Below are 18,738 nucleotides of genomic sequence, written 5' to 3'. Positions count from 1 at the left end.
CCCAAAAAGCATAAGGAGAAGGTTTAGGTGTATTTTTTTAACGTTCCAAAGCTAGAATTTAAACAAACTTTACCCCGATTATTCACCCCGATTAGGAAATCGGGGTTCATACCTGGGGAAATTTCCAGCACTCTGCTAAAATTCTGTTCGTCTATGAATAATCGGGGTTTATTATTTTTCTTTATATCAATAATTATTATCTTCTCGTTGCAAAATATTTTACCGGCACAATCTTCTTCTCTTGAAATTTTTCTTAATGCTGACACTATTGCAAACGTAGTTACAGAGGTCGGACCGGCAGTGGTAAATATTGATGTAGTAAAACTAGAAAAATATAGTTTTTTCAACCCTCTCTCACATTTTGACAATGAATTTGGTTTTGACTTGAATCCCAAATATAAAGATTTTTTTAGCGATAAGATTATCCCTTTAAAAGGAGCGGGTTCAGGTTTTATTATAAATAAAGAAGGATATATTTTAACAAACGAACATGTTGTACAGGATGCAAATAAAATTAAAGTTACACTAAAAGACGGCAGAAATTTTGACGCAAAATTAATTGGAAAAGATATAACCCTAGATATTGCTGTAATAAAAATTGACGCGCATGACCTTCCTATTGTGGAAATGGGAGATTCTAACCTGATAAGACCAGGAGAATGGGTTGTTTCCATAGGAAATCCTTATGGGTTTTCCAATACAGTAACAGCAGGAATAATAAGCGCAACAGGCAGAAATTTAAAAGATTTAGGAAAAAGAGATTTAATACAAACAGATGCGGCCATTAATCCCGGAAATTCAGGAGGCCCATTGCTTAATATAAAGGGAAAAGTAATCGGAATCAACGTCGCAATCATAGCTCAAGCGCAAGGAATCGGTTTTGCAATACCAATAAATGTAGTAAAAGATATATTACAAGATTTAATAATAAAGGGGAGAGTCTCTCGCCCATGGCTCGGCATATACATGAGGGATGTAAATGAAAAAATTGCCTCCTACTTAAACCTAGCAGAGACCGAAGGGGTTGTTGCCATGAATATAGTTCAAGACAGTCCTGCGGATAAAATGGGAATTAAACAATATGATGTTGTAAAGAAAATAAACTCAAACGATGTTTTAAATACTTCAGATTTGCAAGAAATCCTCGCAGAGATGCGGCCCGGAGAAAAAATTTCAATGATGGTTTATCGCGGTGGGAAAAATATTAATTTAGAAGGAAGACTGGGCGAAAAAAATAATTAGAATAGAGAGGAGTTATATAAATGACAAATTTTGAATTGGGAAGAGGAAGATCGGTTCGCAGGGTATACGGTTTTGATGAAATATCTCTTGTCCCATCGATTGTAACAATAAATCCTGACGACACAGATGTATCATGGGAACTAGCAGAAAAGAAATTTAAAATTCCCATCATTGCCTCCGCTATGGATTCTGTTGTCAGCCCTAAAATGGCAGTAGAATTAACCAATCTAGGGACATTTGGACCTCTTAATCTTCAGGGAGTCTGGACAAGATATGAAAATGCGGAAAAAATATTAGATCAAATCGCCGCAGTCGAAAAAGATGAATATGTGGCGCTTATGCAAAAGCTTTACGAAGAACCTATAAAAAAAGAATTGATTATTAAAAGAATAAAACAAATTAAAGAAAACGGAGGATTTGCTGCTGCATCATCCATCCCTCAACAAGCAACAGAGTTTGGAAAAATCGTAAAGGATTCAGGGGCAGATATGTTTGTCCTCCAATCAACTGTAATTTCCACAAAACACAAATCACAATCGTCGCCCCCGTTAGATTTAAAAAAATTCTGTGAAGAGATAAAAATTCCTGTAATAGTAGGCAACTGCGTAACTTATGAAGTAGCTCTAACTCTTATGGGAACAGGCGTTAAAGGTGTCATGGTAGGCATAGGCCCCGGAGCAGCCTGCACCTCACGAGGGGTCTTGGGAGTCGGAGTTCCAATGGCAACAGCAATAGCAGATTGCGCAGCCGCAAGAGATTCTTTTTATAAAGAAAACGGAATTTATGTCCCTATAATTGCCGACGGGGGTTTGGTTTCCGGAGGGGATATTTGCAAAGCGATTGCATGTGGAGCAGATGCCGTAATGACGGGATCTCAAATAGCAAAATCAAGAGAAGCTCCAGGCCGCGGATTTCACTGGGGAATGGCGACTCCAAATGCCACCCTCCCCCGCGGATCAAGAATAAAAGTTGGAACTTTAGGAACATTAAAAGAGATACTCTATGGTCCCGCAAAACATGATGACGGATCAATGAATTTAATAGGGGCATTAAAAACCTCAATGGGAACTCTTGGCGCTGAAAACTTAAAAGAGATGCAAAAAATTCAAATTGCAATTGCCCCGTCAATTTTAACAGAAGGTAAAGTTTATCAAAAAGCACAACAACTTGGTATGTATAAATAAAATAACCAGTATTTCACTACAAAGAAGACTGTTAACTTTTTGGTAATTAATGTGAAAAAGGAGAGCTATGGAAAAAAAACATGACTTGATAGTAGTCCTCGATTTTGGCGCACAGTATTCACTCCTTATTGCTCGTCGTGTTCGTGAATGTAACGTCTATTGTGAGGTGCTGCCATACGACACACCGATTTCTGAACTTAAAAAAAGAGATGTAAAAGGAATTATTCTTTCCGGCGGGCCCGCATCTGTTTATGAAGCTTCCGCCCCTATGCCTGATATTAATCTTATTAAAAGCGGAATACCGATTCTGGGGATATGTTACGGGCTTCAGCTTATAGCAAAAGATTTTGGTGGGGAGGTAAAACCGGAGACAAAGCGCGAATATGGTAAAACCCCTATTACAATAGACGACGAATCAAACCTTTTTGCGGGGCTACCAAAAGAGACTGGGGTCTGGATGAGTCATGGTGATTCGGTGCTTAAAATGCCCGAGGGTTTTAAGAGTCTTGCTCATACGGCAAATACTCCAAATGCCGCAATCGGCAATCACGACAAAAAAATTTATGGCGTCCAATTCCATCCGGAAGTAGTCCATACTCCAAAAGGGATTGAAATAATTAAAAATTTCACCTATGTTGTTTGCAGTTGTAAACCCACTTGGACAACAAAGAATTTTATAGAGAGAGCTCTTGAAAAGATAAAAACAACAATAGGAAAAGAGAGAATCCTTTGCGCTCTTTCAGGAGGCGTTGACTCTACAACCGTTGCAGCGCTTGTCCATAAAGCTGTTGGAGAACAATTAACATGTATGTTTATTGACCAGGGTTTTATGCGCAAAAATGAGGCTCAAAAAATAAAAAAGCTTTTTACGGAAAAGTTTCAGATAAACTTTATTCATATAGACGCCTCAGAAAGATTTTTTGCAAAGCTCAAAGGGATAACCGACCCTGAAGAAAAGAGACACAGGATAGGAAATGAATTTATAAGGGTTTTTGAAGAAGAAGCAAAAAAACTGGGAGATCTCCCTTTTTTGGCACAAGGAACGCTCTATCCTGATGTTATTGAATCTGCCGCTCCCGGAACCGGAACATCAAAAAAGGCAGCTAGAATTAAAACACACCACAATGTTGGAGGTCTTCCAAAAGATATAAAGTTTAAGCTGATAGAACCTCTAAGAAAACTCTTTAAAGATGAAGTAAGAGCTCTTGGAAGTGAACTTGGCGTTCCGGAAGAGATTATCTCCCGCCAGCCTTTTCCCGGTCCCGGTCTTGCTATAAGGATTATCGGGGAAGTAACGCCCGAAAGAGTTAAAATCTTGCAAGAAGTCGATGATATTGTAGTTTCAGAGATAAAAACAGCCGGTTTTTACAAAAAAGTATGGCAGTCTTTCGGAGTTCTTCTCCCCATTAGAACCGTCGGCGTTATGGGCGATAAACGAACTTATCTTAATACGGTGGCTATTCGCGCTGTTTCGTCAACTGATGCGATGACTGCTGATTGGGCCCAACTGCCATATGATCTTTTAGAAAAAATTTCAAACAGAATAATAAATGAAACTCCGGAAATTAATCGTGTCGTATATGATATATCTTCCAAACCGCCTGCCACAATCGAATGGGAGTAACGCAAAGTTAAAATGGAAAAATATTTAATAACAGGGTTTTCCGGATTCGTAGCTAAACATTTCATAGAATACCTTGAAAAAAACAACATCAGCGCCTTTGTATTAGGAACTGATTTAGTTGCCCCTGAATTTAATATAAATAATTTTAAATCAATAAAATGTAAATTAAAAAAATTAGACCTTTTAAATGAAAAAGGGTTAAATGATTTGGTTGACAATTTCAATCCAGATTATATTTTACATCTGGCATCTCACAGCAGTGTTAAATTTAGCTGGGAGAACCCGACAATAAGCTTTAGAAACAATACTAATATATTTTTAAACCTGCTGGAGAGTGTAAGAAAAACAAACATAACCTGCAGAATTTTATCTGTCGGTTCTTCTGAAGAATATGGAAAATCCGCAACAGGAGTGCCCCTAAAAGAAGAAACAATACTAAAACCTTTAAGCCCCTATGCTGTAGCAAGAGTCTCTCAAGAGCTTTTATCTAAAATTTATGTTGAGGGTCTCGGCCTTGACGTTGTAATGACAAGATCATTTAACCACTTGGGCCCGGGGCAAAAAAGCAGCTTTGTAATAGCCTCAATTGCCAAGCAATTGATAGAAATAAAGAAAGGAAAAACAAAAAACAAAGCCTTGTATGTTGGCAATATTCACATAAAAAGAGACTTTCTTGATGTAAGAGATGTTGTAGACGCTTATTATAAACTATTAAAAAAAGGGGGGAAAGGAAAAATTTATAATGTGTGCAGCGGAAAATCTACATCATTGGAAAATATAATAAATATGATGTGTAAAATTCTTGATTTAAATATAGAAATTAAAATAAATCCGGAGCTTATAAGGCCCAACGAAATTGATGAAATAGTAGGTTCTAACGAAAAAATAAAAAGAGAGACTGGCTGGATAAATCAAATTTCTTTAGAAAATAGTCTGAAGGATGTTCTAAGTTATTGGACAACCATTTAAAATATTCACCCCTAGATTATCATAATCGAGGCTGACTTCTGGTTTTATCGTGAATAATCGGGGTGAACTTATCATTTTTTCTGATACTACGAATAGACTTTGATCCTTGTAAGAAAAAAAGTAAACCCGACAAAAAAAACAACCACAATCATCGACAAAGCGATAAACTGTTGTAAATTAGCCCGCACCATGGATAATGCTATTGCACCTAATATTATTTGAATTGCATAAAGAGACAAAACTGTATCTCTATGAGAAAATCCCATAAGGTGAATTCTATGATGAGAATGGTCTTTCCCAGGCTGACTGAATTTTATCCTGTGAAAAAAACGATTTGCAAAAACAAAATATGTATCAAAAATAGGGATCCCTAAAATAATTAAAGGTATAAAAAAAGATATTAACTGCAAACGCTCAATCCCCAAAGGAATTGCAATTTTCCACAGGTCATACAAATTAATATTAATTGCAAAAACAGCAAGAATAAAACCCAGCCACGTAGATCCGGATTCTCCCAAGAAAATAGAAGCAGAAGCAAAATTATATTTTAAAAATCCTAAAGTTGCCCCCATTCCAGATGCCGCTATAGTCAAAAGGCCTAATTGCCCGCTGTTTAAAGCCAAAAAACCAAAAAATATAAACATAAAAAAGGAAAGCCCTGAAACAAGTCCATCCATACCATCTAGCATATTCATTGAGTTTGTCATAAAGGTAATAAAACAGGCCGTTATAACAATATTTATCAGATCTAACCTGAAAAAATCAAATGACATACCTGTTAAGTAAATCAGCAAAAATGAAAACGCTAAGTGAGTCCATATTTTATATCTAGCTTTTATTTTTATCCCTGCATCATCAAAAAGTCCAAAAAAAATCAAAAAACATCCGATTATGGAAATATTCCAAAATTGTCCGGGCAAAGCTTCTCTTCCAAACCAATTTGCCAATAAAAATGAGGGGAAAACAACGAAACCGCCCATTAAAGGGACAGGATGTTGATGTATTTTTCGAAACCCCGGGTGGTCAAGAACATTAAATTTATAAGCAAGAAATTTAATAACTGGAACCAGTAAAAGGGAAGATATAAAAGCAATAAGAAAAGATATAATATATTTAAGCATCATAATTCTTTTAAAAAGCTCCTTATATCAAGTTCAATTAACATCAATTCCTTCGTTGAAAAGTAAAGGCTATTAAAATATATCTTATTATTATCTTTATATCAAGTAGAAAAGACCAGTTTTCTATATAATATAAATCATACTTTATCTTTTCCTCTGTCGGCATGTTATAACCACCATGTAATTGAGCCCAACCGGCAAGACCTGGTCTAATCTGATGTCTATCCATATACTTGGGTATAAAACTTTTAAACTGCTCAACAAATACCGGCCGCTCAGGCCTCGGTCCCACAAAGCTCATATCTCCTTTTAGAATGTTAAAAAGCTGAGGGAGTTCATCTAGGTTTGTGGACCGCAAAATTTTGCCAATAGGAGTTTTCCTTGTATCATCTTCTGTAGCAAAAACAGGGCCTGTCCTTTTTTCCGCATCAGGGATCATCGTCCTAAGTTTATAAAGTTTAAATATTTTTCCATGCAAGCCTACCCTATCCTGGGCATATATAGACGGAGCCCCAGGAGATAAAAATTTTACAAGAAAAACAATAATAAAAATTGGCAAAGAAAAAACAATAATTCCAAACAAAGAGAGTAAAAAATCAAAGACTCTTTTTAAGAGTCGATTAAAATAAGTAAATCTTGTATGTTTTAGTTTTACAAGAGGCATTCCATCTATATCCTCAACAGAAGGAGATGTAGTTAAAATCTGAAAAACATCAGGAATGGTCCCTAACTCCAGATCCTTTTCATCGCACAAAGCCGCAATATGAGCTAATTTTTCTCTGCTTATAGTTTTATCTGTAACATATAAAGCCTTTATATTGTTTTCATCGATAATTTTTTCCAGGTTTTCAAGGTTGCCCAAGGTATCTTCGGCCTCCCCATTTATAAATCCTACAAAATAAAATCCATACGATGGATGCTGTTTTATTTTATCCGCAACTGATTTTGCTAATTCTCCAGAACCAATTACAGACGCTTTTTTTGCTCCATAACCTTTTGCCCTAGCTATTATTTCAAGCCTTAAAATAATCTCTCTTGAAATTAGTATAAACAAAAAAGAGAGCGGAAAGCTGCGCAGGATAATCGGCCTTGCAAACTCATATTCACCTCTAAAAAAAGTAAAAACAATTAAGGCAATCCATGCGGTAAAAACAGAAAACAAAACCCCTATAAATTCATCAACGTATAGAAAAAATCCTCTTTTAGATTTATACAATCCCCAAAAATAAAAAGATAAAAGATAAATTATTGAAACAATCAACAGATAATTCCAATAATAACTGAAGGGGAGTAAAAGAAGTCCGGATAAATTTAAAAGATTAAATTTTATAAGATAAGCTGTCACATAAGATAATAAAATGAAAATAATATCAAAAAAAAACTTAATTAAAATGAACATATGGTCTATATTTTATCTTAATTGTCCGATCTCTTCAATAGATTCCCGCGTAACCTATTTAGTTGTTCCAAGTAAGAATTTTTTGACAGCAGAAAACTTCTGAACCCCGATTATTTAAAATCCTAAAAAAATATTTTTAACAAGCCCAATATCCCCTGTTTCCATGGAACTCTGTGAGAGATGCCAGATCTTCCTTTGAAATTTTCAAGGTTTTCAAGATACCATTTAAAATTTCTAATTAAGGCATCTTTATTTGAATGCTTTGGAGAAAATCCGAGTTGCTTTTCTGCCTTGTAAATAGAAACAAAAGAATCTTTAGCGGCTGTTTCATACACCCATTTATAAAGGGGAGACAAACGCAAAAGCTCAAGAATTCTTAATGTCCAAATTAACGGCCAAGACGGAAAAGGGATTATCCTTTTATTAAAACCCGCTTTATCAAGGACTGCCTGATAGTCTTCCTTCATTGTAGCAAAAACTTTTGCGCCTATATTATATGTATCATTTGCTACTTTTTTATCCTTTACCATGCAAAGATAAATAGCGTCACACAAATCTTCAACATCTAAAAGCTGATAACGGTTTTTACCGCTTCCAATCATTGGAAAATTTCGTCCGTCTTTAGCCCAATCGTAAAAAAGGGCAAAAACACCTAATCGTTCCGGCCCTATAAAAGATTTCGGCCTTATTATTGAAACAATCATCCCCTTTTTTCTAAAGGCAAGACATACTTCTTCCGCCTTTATTTTAGCTTCTCCGTAAGGCCCTACCCCATCTAACATATCTTCTTCAAGTAAAGGATGATGATCCGGAATACCATAAACTGCTGTTGAAGAAATATGTATAAACCTATCAACCCTATTTGTAAAAGCTTCTTCTAAAAGATTTTTAGTCCCGTAAATATCTGTAGAAAATATATCTTCTTTTTTATACAAAGGAAGAGCAGCCGCGGTATGAATAACAATATTAACCCCCTTCATAATTTCAGAAATTGTTTTTTTGTCCCTTATATCTCCCCTAACAACTGTTATTTTATCCTTTTCCGGATAATCAAAGTCAACAATATCAAGAGAAATAATATTAGTAATCCCTTTATTTAAAAGGTGTCTTATCAGATTAATTCCCAAGAACCCGGCACCCCCGGTTATTAAAACCTTCATAAAAATACTCCTTTCTTAGGAATTAGAGAACGGATTAACATAACAAATATATTCTATCATCTAACACCAACCCTACCTATAATAAAGAACAAGAAAAACAACAAGAAGCCATGCAAACATATCAAAAATTAATGGTTTGTCAGAAAGCATAATTTTTTCTGCGCTCCCCCCCCCATCTTTTTTATAAACCAGATAAAGATAACGAAATAACCCAAATAAAACAAATGGGATTGTAAAAATCAAGTTCTCGGTATGAAACTTCAAAATTGTTTCAGGAGCCACAGTATATAAAGAGTAAGCCACAACGGTTGAGGCGGCAACAATCGAAATAAATTGATCCAAAAGGAGCGTATTATATTCAACAAGTACTCTTCTATGTTTAATGGATTCTGCATCTAAGATCAAAAGCTCATGCCTTCTTTTGCAAAAGACTATAAAAAGAGCTAAAAGGGAAGCGCAAATAAAAAACCAGAAAGATATTTCAACGCTTACAATAACAGCGCCCGCAACACCACGGAGAACATAGCCTGTGGAAATAATAAAAGCATCTAAAATAACTATCTCTTTTAGGTAAAAGGTATAGGCAAGCATTAAAACAAAGTAAATAAACACAACAATACCAAAAAACAAATTAAACCAAAAAGCCAAAAACAAAAATAAGGGGGTAAAACAAATAAGAAATAAAAGGGCTGGACTTTTTGATAATTTTCCCGATGCTAAGGGTCTTCTGCTTTTATCTGGATGCAATTTATCTTTTTTTATGTCTTTAAGATCATTAATTAAATAAATACAACTAGAAATTCCACAAAAAACAACAAAAGCAAAAACTGCCCTTAAACTCAATTTTAAAACTAAAGCTTTTTGAGCGAAAATAAGCGCGGCAAAAACAATTAAATTTTTAACCCATTGTTTCGGTCGAAGAGATTCAAATAAATAGAAAAATTGATTCATTTTTATTGATTATACCATGTTAACCCCGATTATTTATAGCAAACTCCGATGGCCTCGGGGTAAAATCAGCAAGCGATAATCGGGGTTAAATATATTCTATAACATCAAATAACGATTTTTTAGGATCAAATGGAGGATTAACATATTTTAATATATAATCCTTTGCTTTTTTTATGAACCTTCCTCTAAACAAAACAAAAACCTTCTTATCATAAATAAAAAAAAGATGCATAATAAATGAGTCAAAAGAAACACCATACTTTACGCTTTTTTGTGAAAGCAAATAGAATAAATCTTGAGGAGTTGTTTTCCCTCTTAAATCCAGAAAAACAAAATCGTATTTATTTATGTCTTTTTCTTTATCTCTTTGTGTCCCTACATGAATTACTTTTAAGTTTTTCTCCTCCGCAAATTTCTTACAGAATATTGCCAGTTTATCGTAATGCCGTTTTGTAACCCGATGAAAACCAGAATCAATATAATTATTAAAGAGAATATATTTGTAGCTATCATCGAGCTTTATATTACCTACACATTCAGCTAACTTTGAGGGCTTTGCATAAAACCCATCGGCATTTAACGACAAAAATTTTGCAACTTTATCAACAATATCCTGACAAAGATGTTTTTTAATTTCCAAAGAAGTGGTATCTATAAATAAAATATTATTTTTTAACCTCTTAACAGCAGGGAAAAACTCAAGACGAGTAATTAATAAATCAGCATTTTTTATATCTTCACTTGTTCCTATTAATGCACCGGCACTAATAAAATAAAACTCCATTTTTGAGGTCGGGATCACTTTTAGATTAAATCCCTTTTCTTTCAAAAAACGAACCAATGGCTCAAAAAAGAGATGATCGCCAAAGTGCATATACTCGTAATCAGGAAAATACAACACAATCTTTTTAAATGAAGAAATAAGGTTTCTATCCCCAAGGAAAAAAAGATTATCATCTACTTTATGCTTTTTCAGCCCCAGAATATTGATGAAATTAAATCCCTTTTTTATGATACTTGAAAGTTTCAAGAATCCTCCTTTATAACAGAAAAAATATCTTTCACCTTACCAAAAACAGAATCTACTGAAATAGCCATCATACATTTGCCTTGTTCACATACATACGCACACCCCTTTACCCCATCAACAGGATTGTAACAAGGAGAACAATCTAATGTAGATTGGACAGCTATATGTTTGTCTAAAAAAGGATTAATCAATTCTGCATTCGTGGGACCAAACAAGCCAATCGTAGGAATATCAACAGCCGACGCTAAAAAAAGAGGGAAAGAATCATTCCCAATAAACAATTTGGCTCTTTTTAGAATCAAAGCGCTTTGATTTATTGAAGTTTTGCCTGTCAGGCTTATAAATCTTTCTGAATTGACCGCAGAAGCAATCTGTTTGGCATATTGAAGATCATTTTTGTCACCAAGCATAACAACAGTAGTTTTTAATTCGACTATTATTCTTCCTGTTAGCTCTGCATAGTTTTCAATTGGCCATTTACGGGTTTCCATCTGCGACCAGAGATTATTCCCTCCTCCAGGAGCAATTACCACATAAAAATCCTTAATATTTAAAAAATCTTCTTTATTCTGAGGTTCAAAAATCAACTTTAAATCTTTTTCTTTCCACCTTAGATTAGAAAATTCTAATTTAATAAGTTCAAAAGATCTTAATATTCTATGTTGTTTTAGGTCAAATAAAACGTGTTTTTTCAGAAAAATGTTTAAAAAAGGAGAAAGAGAATAAGAATATATTATATTTCCAAAAATCAGTCTTAGAATAATGTTTAAAAGCCCCGATCTATGAAAAATAAAAACAGAACTATATTTTTTTCTAAATTTAAAAAGCATGATAAATAGTTTTATTATCTTAAAAATTTCTAAGAATAAATTTTTTGAGGTTAAAATAGGATCTATTTTAATAATTTTATTAGTAAAAGGATTATTCTGCAAAACTTGGGGACAGGAGGTAAGATAATCAATTTCAATCAAAGGTTCATTTTTTTTTAATACAGTTATCAGAGGAGTAGTAAGTAAAACATCTCCTAAGCTTCCTAATTTAATTAATAAGATCTTATTCATGTATTAACTAACTCATCTACTTTGGGCAAATTATGCACAGAATTAAACAAATCCAAAACTTTTTGCGCTGATTCTTCCCAGGTAAAAAGCTTTACCCTATTAAGGCCTTTTTCTATTAATAAATTTCTTAAATTTTGATTTGATAGTACTGAATTTAAAGCATTAACAATATTTTCTATATCATAAGGATTGATGTAGAAAGCCGCATCTCCACAAACCTCGGGCATTGAAGAAGTATTTGAAACAATCACCGGACAACCGCAAGCCATAGCCTCAAGTGGAGGAAATCCAAATCCTTCATAAAGCGATGGAAAAACAAATACTTCTGCAGAAGAATAAAGTCTTTTTAGGTCATCATCTGAAATGTGTCCTAAAAATCTTATGGCGTCATCCTTAAAATTAAATTTTCTTATTGTGTCGAAAAGTGACGAATTAGCCCAACCTCTGGCGCCTACAACAACAAGCTGAACCTCAGAATCAACTCTTTCCTGATATTTTTTAAAGGCTTTTACCAATGAAATAATATTCTTCCTTGGTTCAATAGTGCCAACTGTTAATATATATTTACAAGAAATATTAAATTTACCTTCGATTAAGTTCCTCCTCCTGGTAGCGCCAAAAGATAATTCAATTCCATTATGAACTACCGAAATACAATCTCTTTTGATATTAAATAATCTGATAAGATCATCTGCAGTAGATTGGGAAACAGCCATAAAACAATCCGATATTTGTATGGATTTTCCGGCAAATAATCTATTCACATATAAGTTATAAAAAGTCATAGTCTTAGGAAAAAAGCGCCAAACAAAATCATGAACAGTCAAAATTTTTTTACACGGCAAGAAAAACGGCAAAATATTTTGCGTCCCCCAAAAAACATCAATTTGATCTTTTTTAATTTGTCGAGGCATTGCTAACAATAAATATAATGTACCAATTTTTGAAAAGAACTTGCTTCCGACTCTTTTATGCCAACGCAAATTTTTAAAAGGAAGAGAAAACTCCTTATGAGAATATAAAAAATACTCATTTTGTTTATCAATCTCTTCTAAAGCGTTAATTAAACCATACAAATATCTTCCGATCCCTGATCTTTGTGAAGATAAAGGCCTTGCGTCAATTCCTATTCTCATATATCTCTCTCCAAAATCATTGTTTTGTAGCAATCTGCTTTATAAAGCCAGGTACAAAGTTTAAATAATTTGAGTTTTTGTATTTATTAAAATCATATTCCTTAAATAGAGATAAATTTGATTTCATATCATTATTACTTAAGGTTTGTCTGCTTAACAAAAGAACATCGTTCTCGAAAAATATTGGCTTATATTTACTGTTAAATACTATTTTTTTCAAATTATTTGCGCGCTTATCTAATTCATTAGTTCTCTCTCCTCCATCATAAAAAACAACTCTAAAATTAATCAGTATATAATCCGGATCATACTTTGCAACATCAGCAGGGTTAAAATTGTAAGTAACATATATGTTCTTTCTGTCAGAACAGTAAAAGCTTGATATCGAATGAGTTAAAACAGACGCATCATAAGGAATTAATTTTACAACGCTAAAAAAGGCCTTTTTATTGTCCAAAGGCTTTAATCTTTCATAAGAACCCCTCATATAAAATGAAAATAAGGAGAAAATCATGTTAAAAATTAAAACAAAAAAAGTTAAGCCATATATTATTAGTTTCTTGTTTTTCAAAAAAATGTTCAACTTTTCCATGGCAAATATATAAGCAATAAAAATATATGGAATAACAGGCAGGGCATAATGATCTGCGTAGTCCAATTGAGGTAGTTTAGAAAAATATGAGTATGCAATAGTAACCAGGGGTATAAATAAAACAGATAAACTCATAAAAGGCAAAAAGAATAATGGTAAAAACAAACAAATTAAAGCAATTAATTTTCTCATATAAAAAGGCGGAAAAAAAACAGAAAAAGGTTCCCTGAGGATTTTGGTTAAGATCACAGATAAACTTGATCCTAAATAATCATATCTTTCCCAAAGGAGATTGCTTTGTCCCCCACCAAATAAAACCGGCATAATAAACTTAACAACAAGAATAAACCCTAAAACAGAAAACACAACAAGCCATAAACCCTGTTTTTTTCTATGGAAGAAAAACATATACAAACCAAAAGCGATACCAAGTAAAAAAGTTTCTTCTTTGATTAAGAATGTAAACATAAATAAAAACAGAGATAACCATACTTTATTTTTCATAAGAAGATAAAACGAGAAAACAAAAAATGGCAATGCTAAAATTATTTCATGAAAATCCCAAACTATATTATGCAAAAACGGAGCATAACAAATAAATGTCAAGCCAATCAAAAATGAGAGTTTACCATTTTTTGAAACTTGATTTACTATAAAATAAACACCTATTACAGAAAATAAAAATGATAAATATGATGCAATGATTAGAGTATAATTTGATAATAAAGGATAGAAGGGCAAAAGAATCAAAAGAAACGGGGAAAAGTGCATAGAAAAATGGTTTATCCCTTCTATAGAAGAAAAACCTATATTCCCATGTAACGAATTAAATAAAATATTATTAAAAATAGCAGCATCAATTGATATTTTATAAGAAAAATAATGGATAAAAATCAAATATCCAATTATTACTGCATAAAAAGAAAAATATAAAACTTTTGCTTTTTGGCTCATGATGACTAAGTTCCTTTTGAATATGGTCTTTCTTTAATTAGTTTACTTTGCACCTTAGGTAAAGCAAGCAACATACCCCATATTATCCAAAAATAAAGGAAAGTAAAATCAGGAACAGATGTAAACATCATAAAAATCTCAACTAAAAATGCAAAAAGAACAGCTATTATGATTTTTGAAAAAAACGGAAGATCATCCTTATGCTTTTTATAAGTTTGCCAAGAGTATTTTGAAATAAAAAAAACCATAAGAATAAACACTACAAAACCCGTTAAGCCAATATCCGCCAAAAGGGTGCTCCCCATATCTTGAGTCCGGTTGCTTGCCCATCCACTACCCAAAAAATAGGTGTCAAAAAAATTGTTCATTCCTATTAAAAAATAAGAAAAACGAACGCATCCCGAACTGTCCTGCATTTTAGTAATAGTCAGGGATCTAAATATATTGAGCAAAGAATCCATTTGCATATTAAATATATTTATTATTAAAATAAAAGCAAAAAACAAAACAATAAAAGTAAACCCTATTAATTTGGCAAATCTTATCATTTGCCCAGTCACTTTAAGTCGAAATAAATATTCTAATTTTTGAGAACTCAAAAGATATATAAAAAGAAGCACAAATAAAAAAACATAGGCAAAATAAGCTGTGGTGCTTCCACTTATTAGCCCAGCCAACATTAAAAGGAAAAAAGATAAATTTTGAAACCATTTAGGTAGAAAATATATATTTTCAATTTTTAAAACAATCAATATCGCAATTATAACCATAACAAAAAACGCATAAAATGAAGGTTCAGGAGCAATAGAAGATATTCTGGGGAAATAAAATCCAACAGGCCTTCCCTGCACACCTTGCCATAATTGTCCATACCCCATATGATTATTAAATAACCAGTGTGGATATTCATACCCAAAAATAACGCTAGGAAATTGGACAAAAAGCCCCCAGACAGCAGAGAAAAAACCGGCAAACAAGATATACTTCAAAGCATTGATGAGTTTATTTATGGAATCAACTTCAAACATCACCGACACTAAAATCATCAAATCAAAGGTCAAATAAATAATCGCATTAACCACATAAAAATGAAAGTCAGAAACACTGCTAAAAGGAGGGGCGGCAGGACTAATTAAAAAAGCCTTAACGTTTAATGCTGATAAAATTATAGGAAAAAACAGGCTGATTATATTTATCCCCCAAAAGATAATTATTAACAATAAAAATTGTTTTTGCGTATTAGTAATACTAATTTTTTTCTTGGCTAATTTTATAAATGTAACTAATATAAAAATGACACCAACAAAATAAGATGGCTGTATTCCAAAATCGGAATTATGAATCACCACAACAGAAGAAGCCGTAAAGGCAGAAAGGAAAATAAGCAGATATAAGAGTTTCTCGCTTTTTCCAAAAAATAAAAAACTTAATATTATTGTAACTATACCTATTAATGTTATCTGCATGATAATAAGCCTTTCACAACAGTAAAAACTTCATCTACCTTGATAGAGTCCATGCAAACATTATTTTCTTTTGCACATTTATCAACGCCATATTTCTGTTTACAATTGTTATTTGTCTGATATTCACACGTTTCATGCCTGATTATCTTAGGCATATTAAAAGGATTATAAGGGGCAAACCTTGGATATTCTCCGGGCCCCATTAATACAACTAGCTTGCTTCCAATAGCTGCCGCCAAATGTGCAGGCCCGCTATCACTGCCGATGAATAAATCGGCTCTACTTATTAAAGCAGCTGTTTCAATCAAACTCAGCTCACCTGAAAAATTTCTTACGCGTTTAGGATCAGTCGCTATCAACTTATTATTTTCTTCTATCTCAGCATTACTACCTATGATGATAACTGTTAAATTATTTATATTATCCAACATTTTCTCAATCAATTTTTTATAATTATTTATTCCCCAATTTCTGGGTTTCCATAAAGTTGTAGGGTGAATTACAACAAAACGATTAATATTTGATTTTAACAGTTTGTTTGTGATTGTTCTTAACTCCTTTTCTGGAACAGGAAACTCATATCCAGGAAAATCAATTTTTGACCCTTTACCCCGATTATTCACCCCGATTAGGAAATCGGGATTCATACCTGGGGAAATTTCCAACACTCTGCTAGAATTCTGTTCGTCTATGCATAATCGAGGTTTAATCTTTTCCAATAAAGCTAACAAATTCAATGCCTCATAATCATCATAAGCTCCTGATACATAGCTGTAAGGGAAATCATACCCTCCAAAATCACGACCTATTTTGAATCTGCTCCCGGAAAAAAGATTAATTAAAGCACTATTTAGATTCCCTTTTAGATCAACCGCTAAATCAAACTTTTTATGCCTTAAAACTTTTAAAAAACTGAAAGTTGCTCTTGCGGCCGTAAAAAAATTTTGTTCTTTTCTTATTTGCCATGGATGATCAAAGATTATTATTTCATCAATATTCTTATTAATCGTAACAAAATCCCCCCCCCAGTCTCCGCATACAAAAGTTATTTTGGCATGGGGAAATATTTTACGCAGCTCCTTAAGAAAAGGAAAAGAAAGAACTATATCCCCGATATGTCCAAACTGTAAAACAACAATACTTTTGATTTTTGATTTATCAAAACCTGACCGAACAGGAAAAAACATATGCAATAAAAAAGAAATTAGTCGTTTCATTTTCTCTCCCTAAGCACAAAGTCTTTCATCTTTTTCAAGGACGAATAACTAAAAACCCTAAAAATGATAAAAGATAACCAAAATAAAATCTTATCGTAAAGTGAAATATAAAAATAAACTGCAACAAACTTGTAAATAGGGAAAACCCTTGCCCAACAAAAATCCCTTCCAATAGTTAAAAACCGTCTTCGAAGATTTAATCGATAAAAATTCTTTTTAAAACGGACAAGATCTAAGCTTTGGGAAGATCGATCAACAACAAAAGAAAATTGATCCACAAAGGTACTCCAAAATTTTTTAAAAGAATAGTTAGTGTTCCCGACAGCGGGAAATATAACTTCGGTTTTAACTATCAAAACATTTTTTTTATGCCTGTTTAATAATTCTAAGATTTTTATTAATATTTGCACCTGTATCCATTCTTTGGAAATGGTCTCGGAATTAAGTTTAATATCGTAAAAATACTTCATGTTAATAATATTCGAAGAGATAAGAGTAGCCTTATGCAAATATACATCCAAATACTCTCGAGAAGATATTTCCTCTATCTTTAAACTATTCTCCTCTTTTTTATGCGCATTTTTATGGGGATAGATAAATGACAGAAAAAAGATTCCGATATCACTTCTCTCTCTCACTAAATCGATAATTTGATCAAAAAACAAAAAATCAATATCATCATCATCCCCAAGTAACCAGACAAATTTCCCCCTGACTTCACCTAAAAGTTTTAATACGTTTTCATCGAAACTAAGATGATTTTCACTACGTAATGATCTAAAGAAAGCTTGCTTTTTAAAATTATTAAGAAGGGCCTTTGTTCCGTCAACGGAAGCATTGTCTGACACTAATACCTCTATGTTGTTACCATAACAAGCCGGAATAAGCTTATTTAACATCTTTTCAAGATGTTCACTACGTCCTATGGTTGGGATAGCAATTGTTAAGTCATACATATATTTATTATAATTCCTGAGTAATCAAGATGCCAGAGCCTTGATTTCATAGCTAAAAATCTGAGGACTGCTTTTGTGGTATGCAGTAGATGTAATTCTCAACCAAAAAGCTTTATTTAATTTATAAAGTTTAAGCATTATAGATTTAAATATCTTCTTAGATAAAGAAAGCCCTTCTAAACAATCGGGGTCAATAAATAAGATGGTTTTAAAGCCTGAAGCCTTCAATACATAAAATAAACTTCCGGAGGTAAATATTGTTGTGTGAGTAAAATCTTCATAACGCCAATAAGCGCCTGTCTCTGACTGCGCATTAGGAACTATCAACAATAGTTGTCCTTTTTCTGACAATAAATTATCTTTAATTGAAAATAAAATATCAATAATTTCATTTTTTTCCATATGCTCAAGCACATGACTCATAATGATAAAATCAAATTTTTTATCATTCTGTTTTACATAGTTAAGTAAATCCACCTTTAACGCTCTTATTTTATTTACCTGGCAATGTTTAACTGCTTGATCCGATAAATCAATGCCAGTTAAATTAAAATATCCTAAGGCTTTTAACTCTCGCAATAATTGTCCGAACCCACACCCTATTTCCAAAATCTCAGACTGTTTATCTATTGGTAATACTTTTTTTATTGACAAAGGAATTTTAAAGTTAGCATAA

General features: G+C 32.9%; 16 protein-coding genes. 4 read left to right on the top strand and 12 right to left on the bottom strand.

The features are described 5' to 3' along the window. Positions 1–153: 153 nt before the first annotated feature. From A2290_06175 to A2290_06160, 4 genes are all read left to right on the top strand, one after another. Positions 154–1,242, top strand: coding sequence for a hypothetical protein (locus A2290_06175; protein ID OGC15643.1), 1,089 nt, complete (start codon positions 154–156; stop codon positions 1,240–1,242). A 20-nt stretch (positions 1,243–1,262) separates the two neighbouring features. Continuing rightward, positions 1,263–2,426, top strand: a complete 1,164-nt coding sequence (locus tag A2290_06170) for an inosine 5-monophosphate dehydrogenase (GenBank protein OGC15642.1) — start codon at positions 1,263–1,265, stop codon at positions 2,424–2,426. A gap of 67 nt (positions 2,427–2,493) precedes the next feature. Beyond that, positions 2,494–4,050, top strand: coding sequence for a glutamine-hydrolyzing GMP synthase (locus A2290_06165; GenBank protein OGC15641.1), 1,557 nt, complete (start codon positions 2,494–2,496; stop codon positions 4,048–4,050). Between the two features lie 12 nt (positions 4,051–4,062). Next, on the top strand, positions 4,063–5,019 hold the full coding sequence (locus A2290_06160) for a hypothetical protein (GenBank protein OGC15640.1): 957 nt from the start codon (positions 4,063–4,065) through the stop codon (positions 5,017–5,019). Positions 5,020–5,105: 86 nt separating this feature from the next. Here A2290_06160 and A2290_06155 read toward each other — a convergent pair whose 3' ends face one another. The 12 genes from A2290_06155 to A2290_06100 form a co-directional block, all read right to left on the bottom strand. Continuing rightward, complete coding sequence (locus A2290_06155; GenBank protein ID OGC15639.1) at positions 5,106–6,143, bottom strand: hypothetical protein; 1,038 nt, start codon at positions 6,141–6,143, stop codon at positions 5,106–5,108. 40 nt (positions 6,144–6,183) lie between these two features. Continuing rightward, positions 6,184–7,539: a hypothetical protein gene (locus A2290_06150; GenBank protein OGC15638.1), complete on the bottom strand. Its 1,356-nt coding sequence runs from the start codon at positions 7,537–7,539 to the stop codon at positions 6,184–6,186. Positions 7,540–7,661: 122 nt separating this feature from the next. Continuing rightward, positions 7,662–8,699 carry an epimerase gene (locus tag A2290_06145; GenBank protein OGC15637.1) on the bottom strand — a complete coding sequence of 346 codons (1,038 nt, stop codon included), beginning with the start codon at positions 8,697–8,699 and terminating at the stop codon, positions 7,662–7,664. Between the two features lie 72 nt (positions 8,700–8,771). Next, entirely contained in the window at positions 8,772–9,650 is an 879-nt protein-coding gene (locus A2290_06140) for a hypothetical protein (GenBank protein ID OGC15636.1), read from the bottom strand. An 85-nt stretch (positions 9,651–9,735) separates the two neighbouring features. Beyond that, entirely contained in the window at positions 9,736–10,680 is a 945-nt protein-coding gene (locus A2290_06135; protein OGC15635.1) for a hypothetical protein, read from the bottom strand. Further along, entirely contained in the window at positions 10,677–11,741 is a 1,065-nt protein-coding gene (locus tag A2290_06130) for a hypothetical protein (protein OGC15634.1), read from the bottom strand. Before A2290_06130 ends, A2290_06135 begins: the two co-directional genes overlap by 4 nt. Continuing rightward, a complete protein-coding gene (locus A2290_06125) occupies positions 11,738–12,877 on the bottom strand; it encodes a hypothetical protein (protein ID OGC15633.1) in 1,140 nt (379 codons plus the stop codon). Before A2290_06125 ends, A2290_06130 begins: the two co-directional genes overlap by 4 nt. Positions 12,878–12,893: 16 nt before the next feature. Continuing rightward, positions 12,894–14,423: a hypothetical protein gene (locus A2290_06120; GenBank protein OGC15632.1), complete on the bottom strand. Its 1,530-nt coding sequence runs from the start codon at positions 14,421–14,423 to the stop codon at positions 12,894–12,896. A gap of 5 nt (positions 14,424–14,428) precedes the next feature. Continuing rightward, entirely contained in the window at positions 14,429–15,889 is a 1,461-nt protein-coding gene (locus tag A2290_06115; protein OGC15631.1) for a hypothetical protein, read from the bottom strand. Further along, positions 15,880–17,106, bottom strand: coding sequence for a hypothetical protein (locus A2290_06110; GenBank protein ID OGC15630.1), 1,227 nt, complete (start codon positions 17,104–17,106; stop codon positions 15,880–15,882). Before A2290_06110 ends, A2290_06115 begins: the two co-directional genes overlap by 10 nt. Further along, a complete protein-coding gene (locus A2290_06105) occupies positions 17,103–18,062 on the bottom strand; it encodes a hypothetical protein (protein ID OGC15629.1) in 960 nt (319 codons plus the stop codon). The genes A2290_06110 and A2290_06105 overlap by 4 nt, the downstream gene beginning before the upstream one ends. 24 nt (positions 18,063–18,086) lie before the next feature. Continuing rightward, positions 18,087–18,692 (bottom strand): hypothetical protein, encoded by a 606-nt coding sequence (locus A2290_06100; protein ID OGC15654.1) that lies wholly within the window; start codon positions 18,690–18,692, stop codon positions 18,087–18,089. Between the last annotated feature and the right edge of the window lie 46 nt (positions 18,693–18,738).

It is taken from the genome of candidate division WOR-1 bacterium RIFOXYB2_FULL_36_35 (assembly GCA_001771505.1).
Taxonomy (GTDB): Bacteria; Margulisbacteria; WOR-1; order XYC2-FULL-46-14; family XYC2-FULL-37-10; genus XYB2-FULL-36-35.
This window is presented reverse-complemented; position numbering and strand designations above follow the sequence as displayed.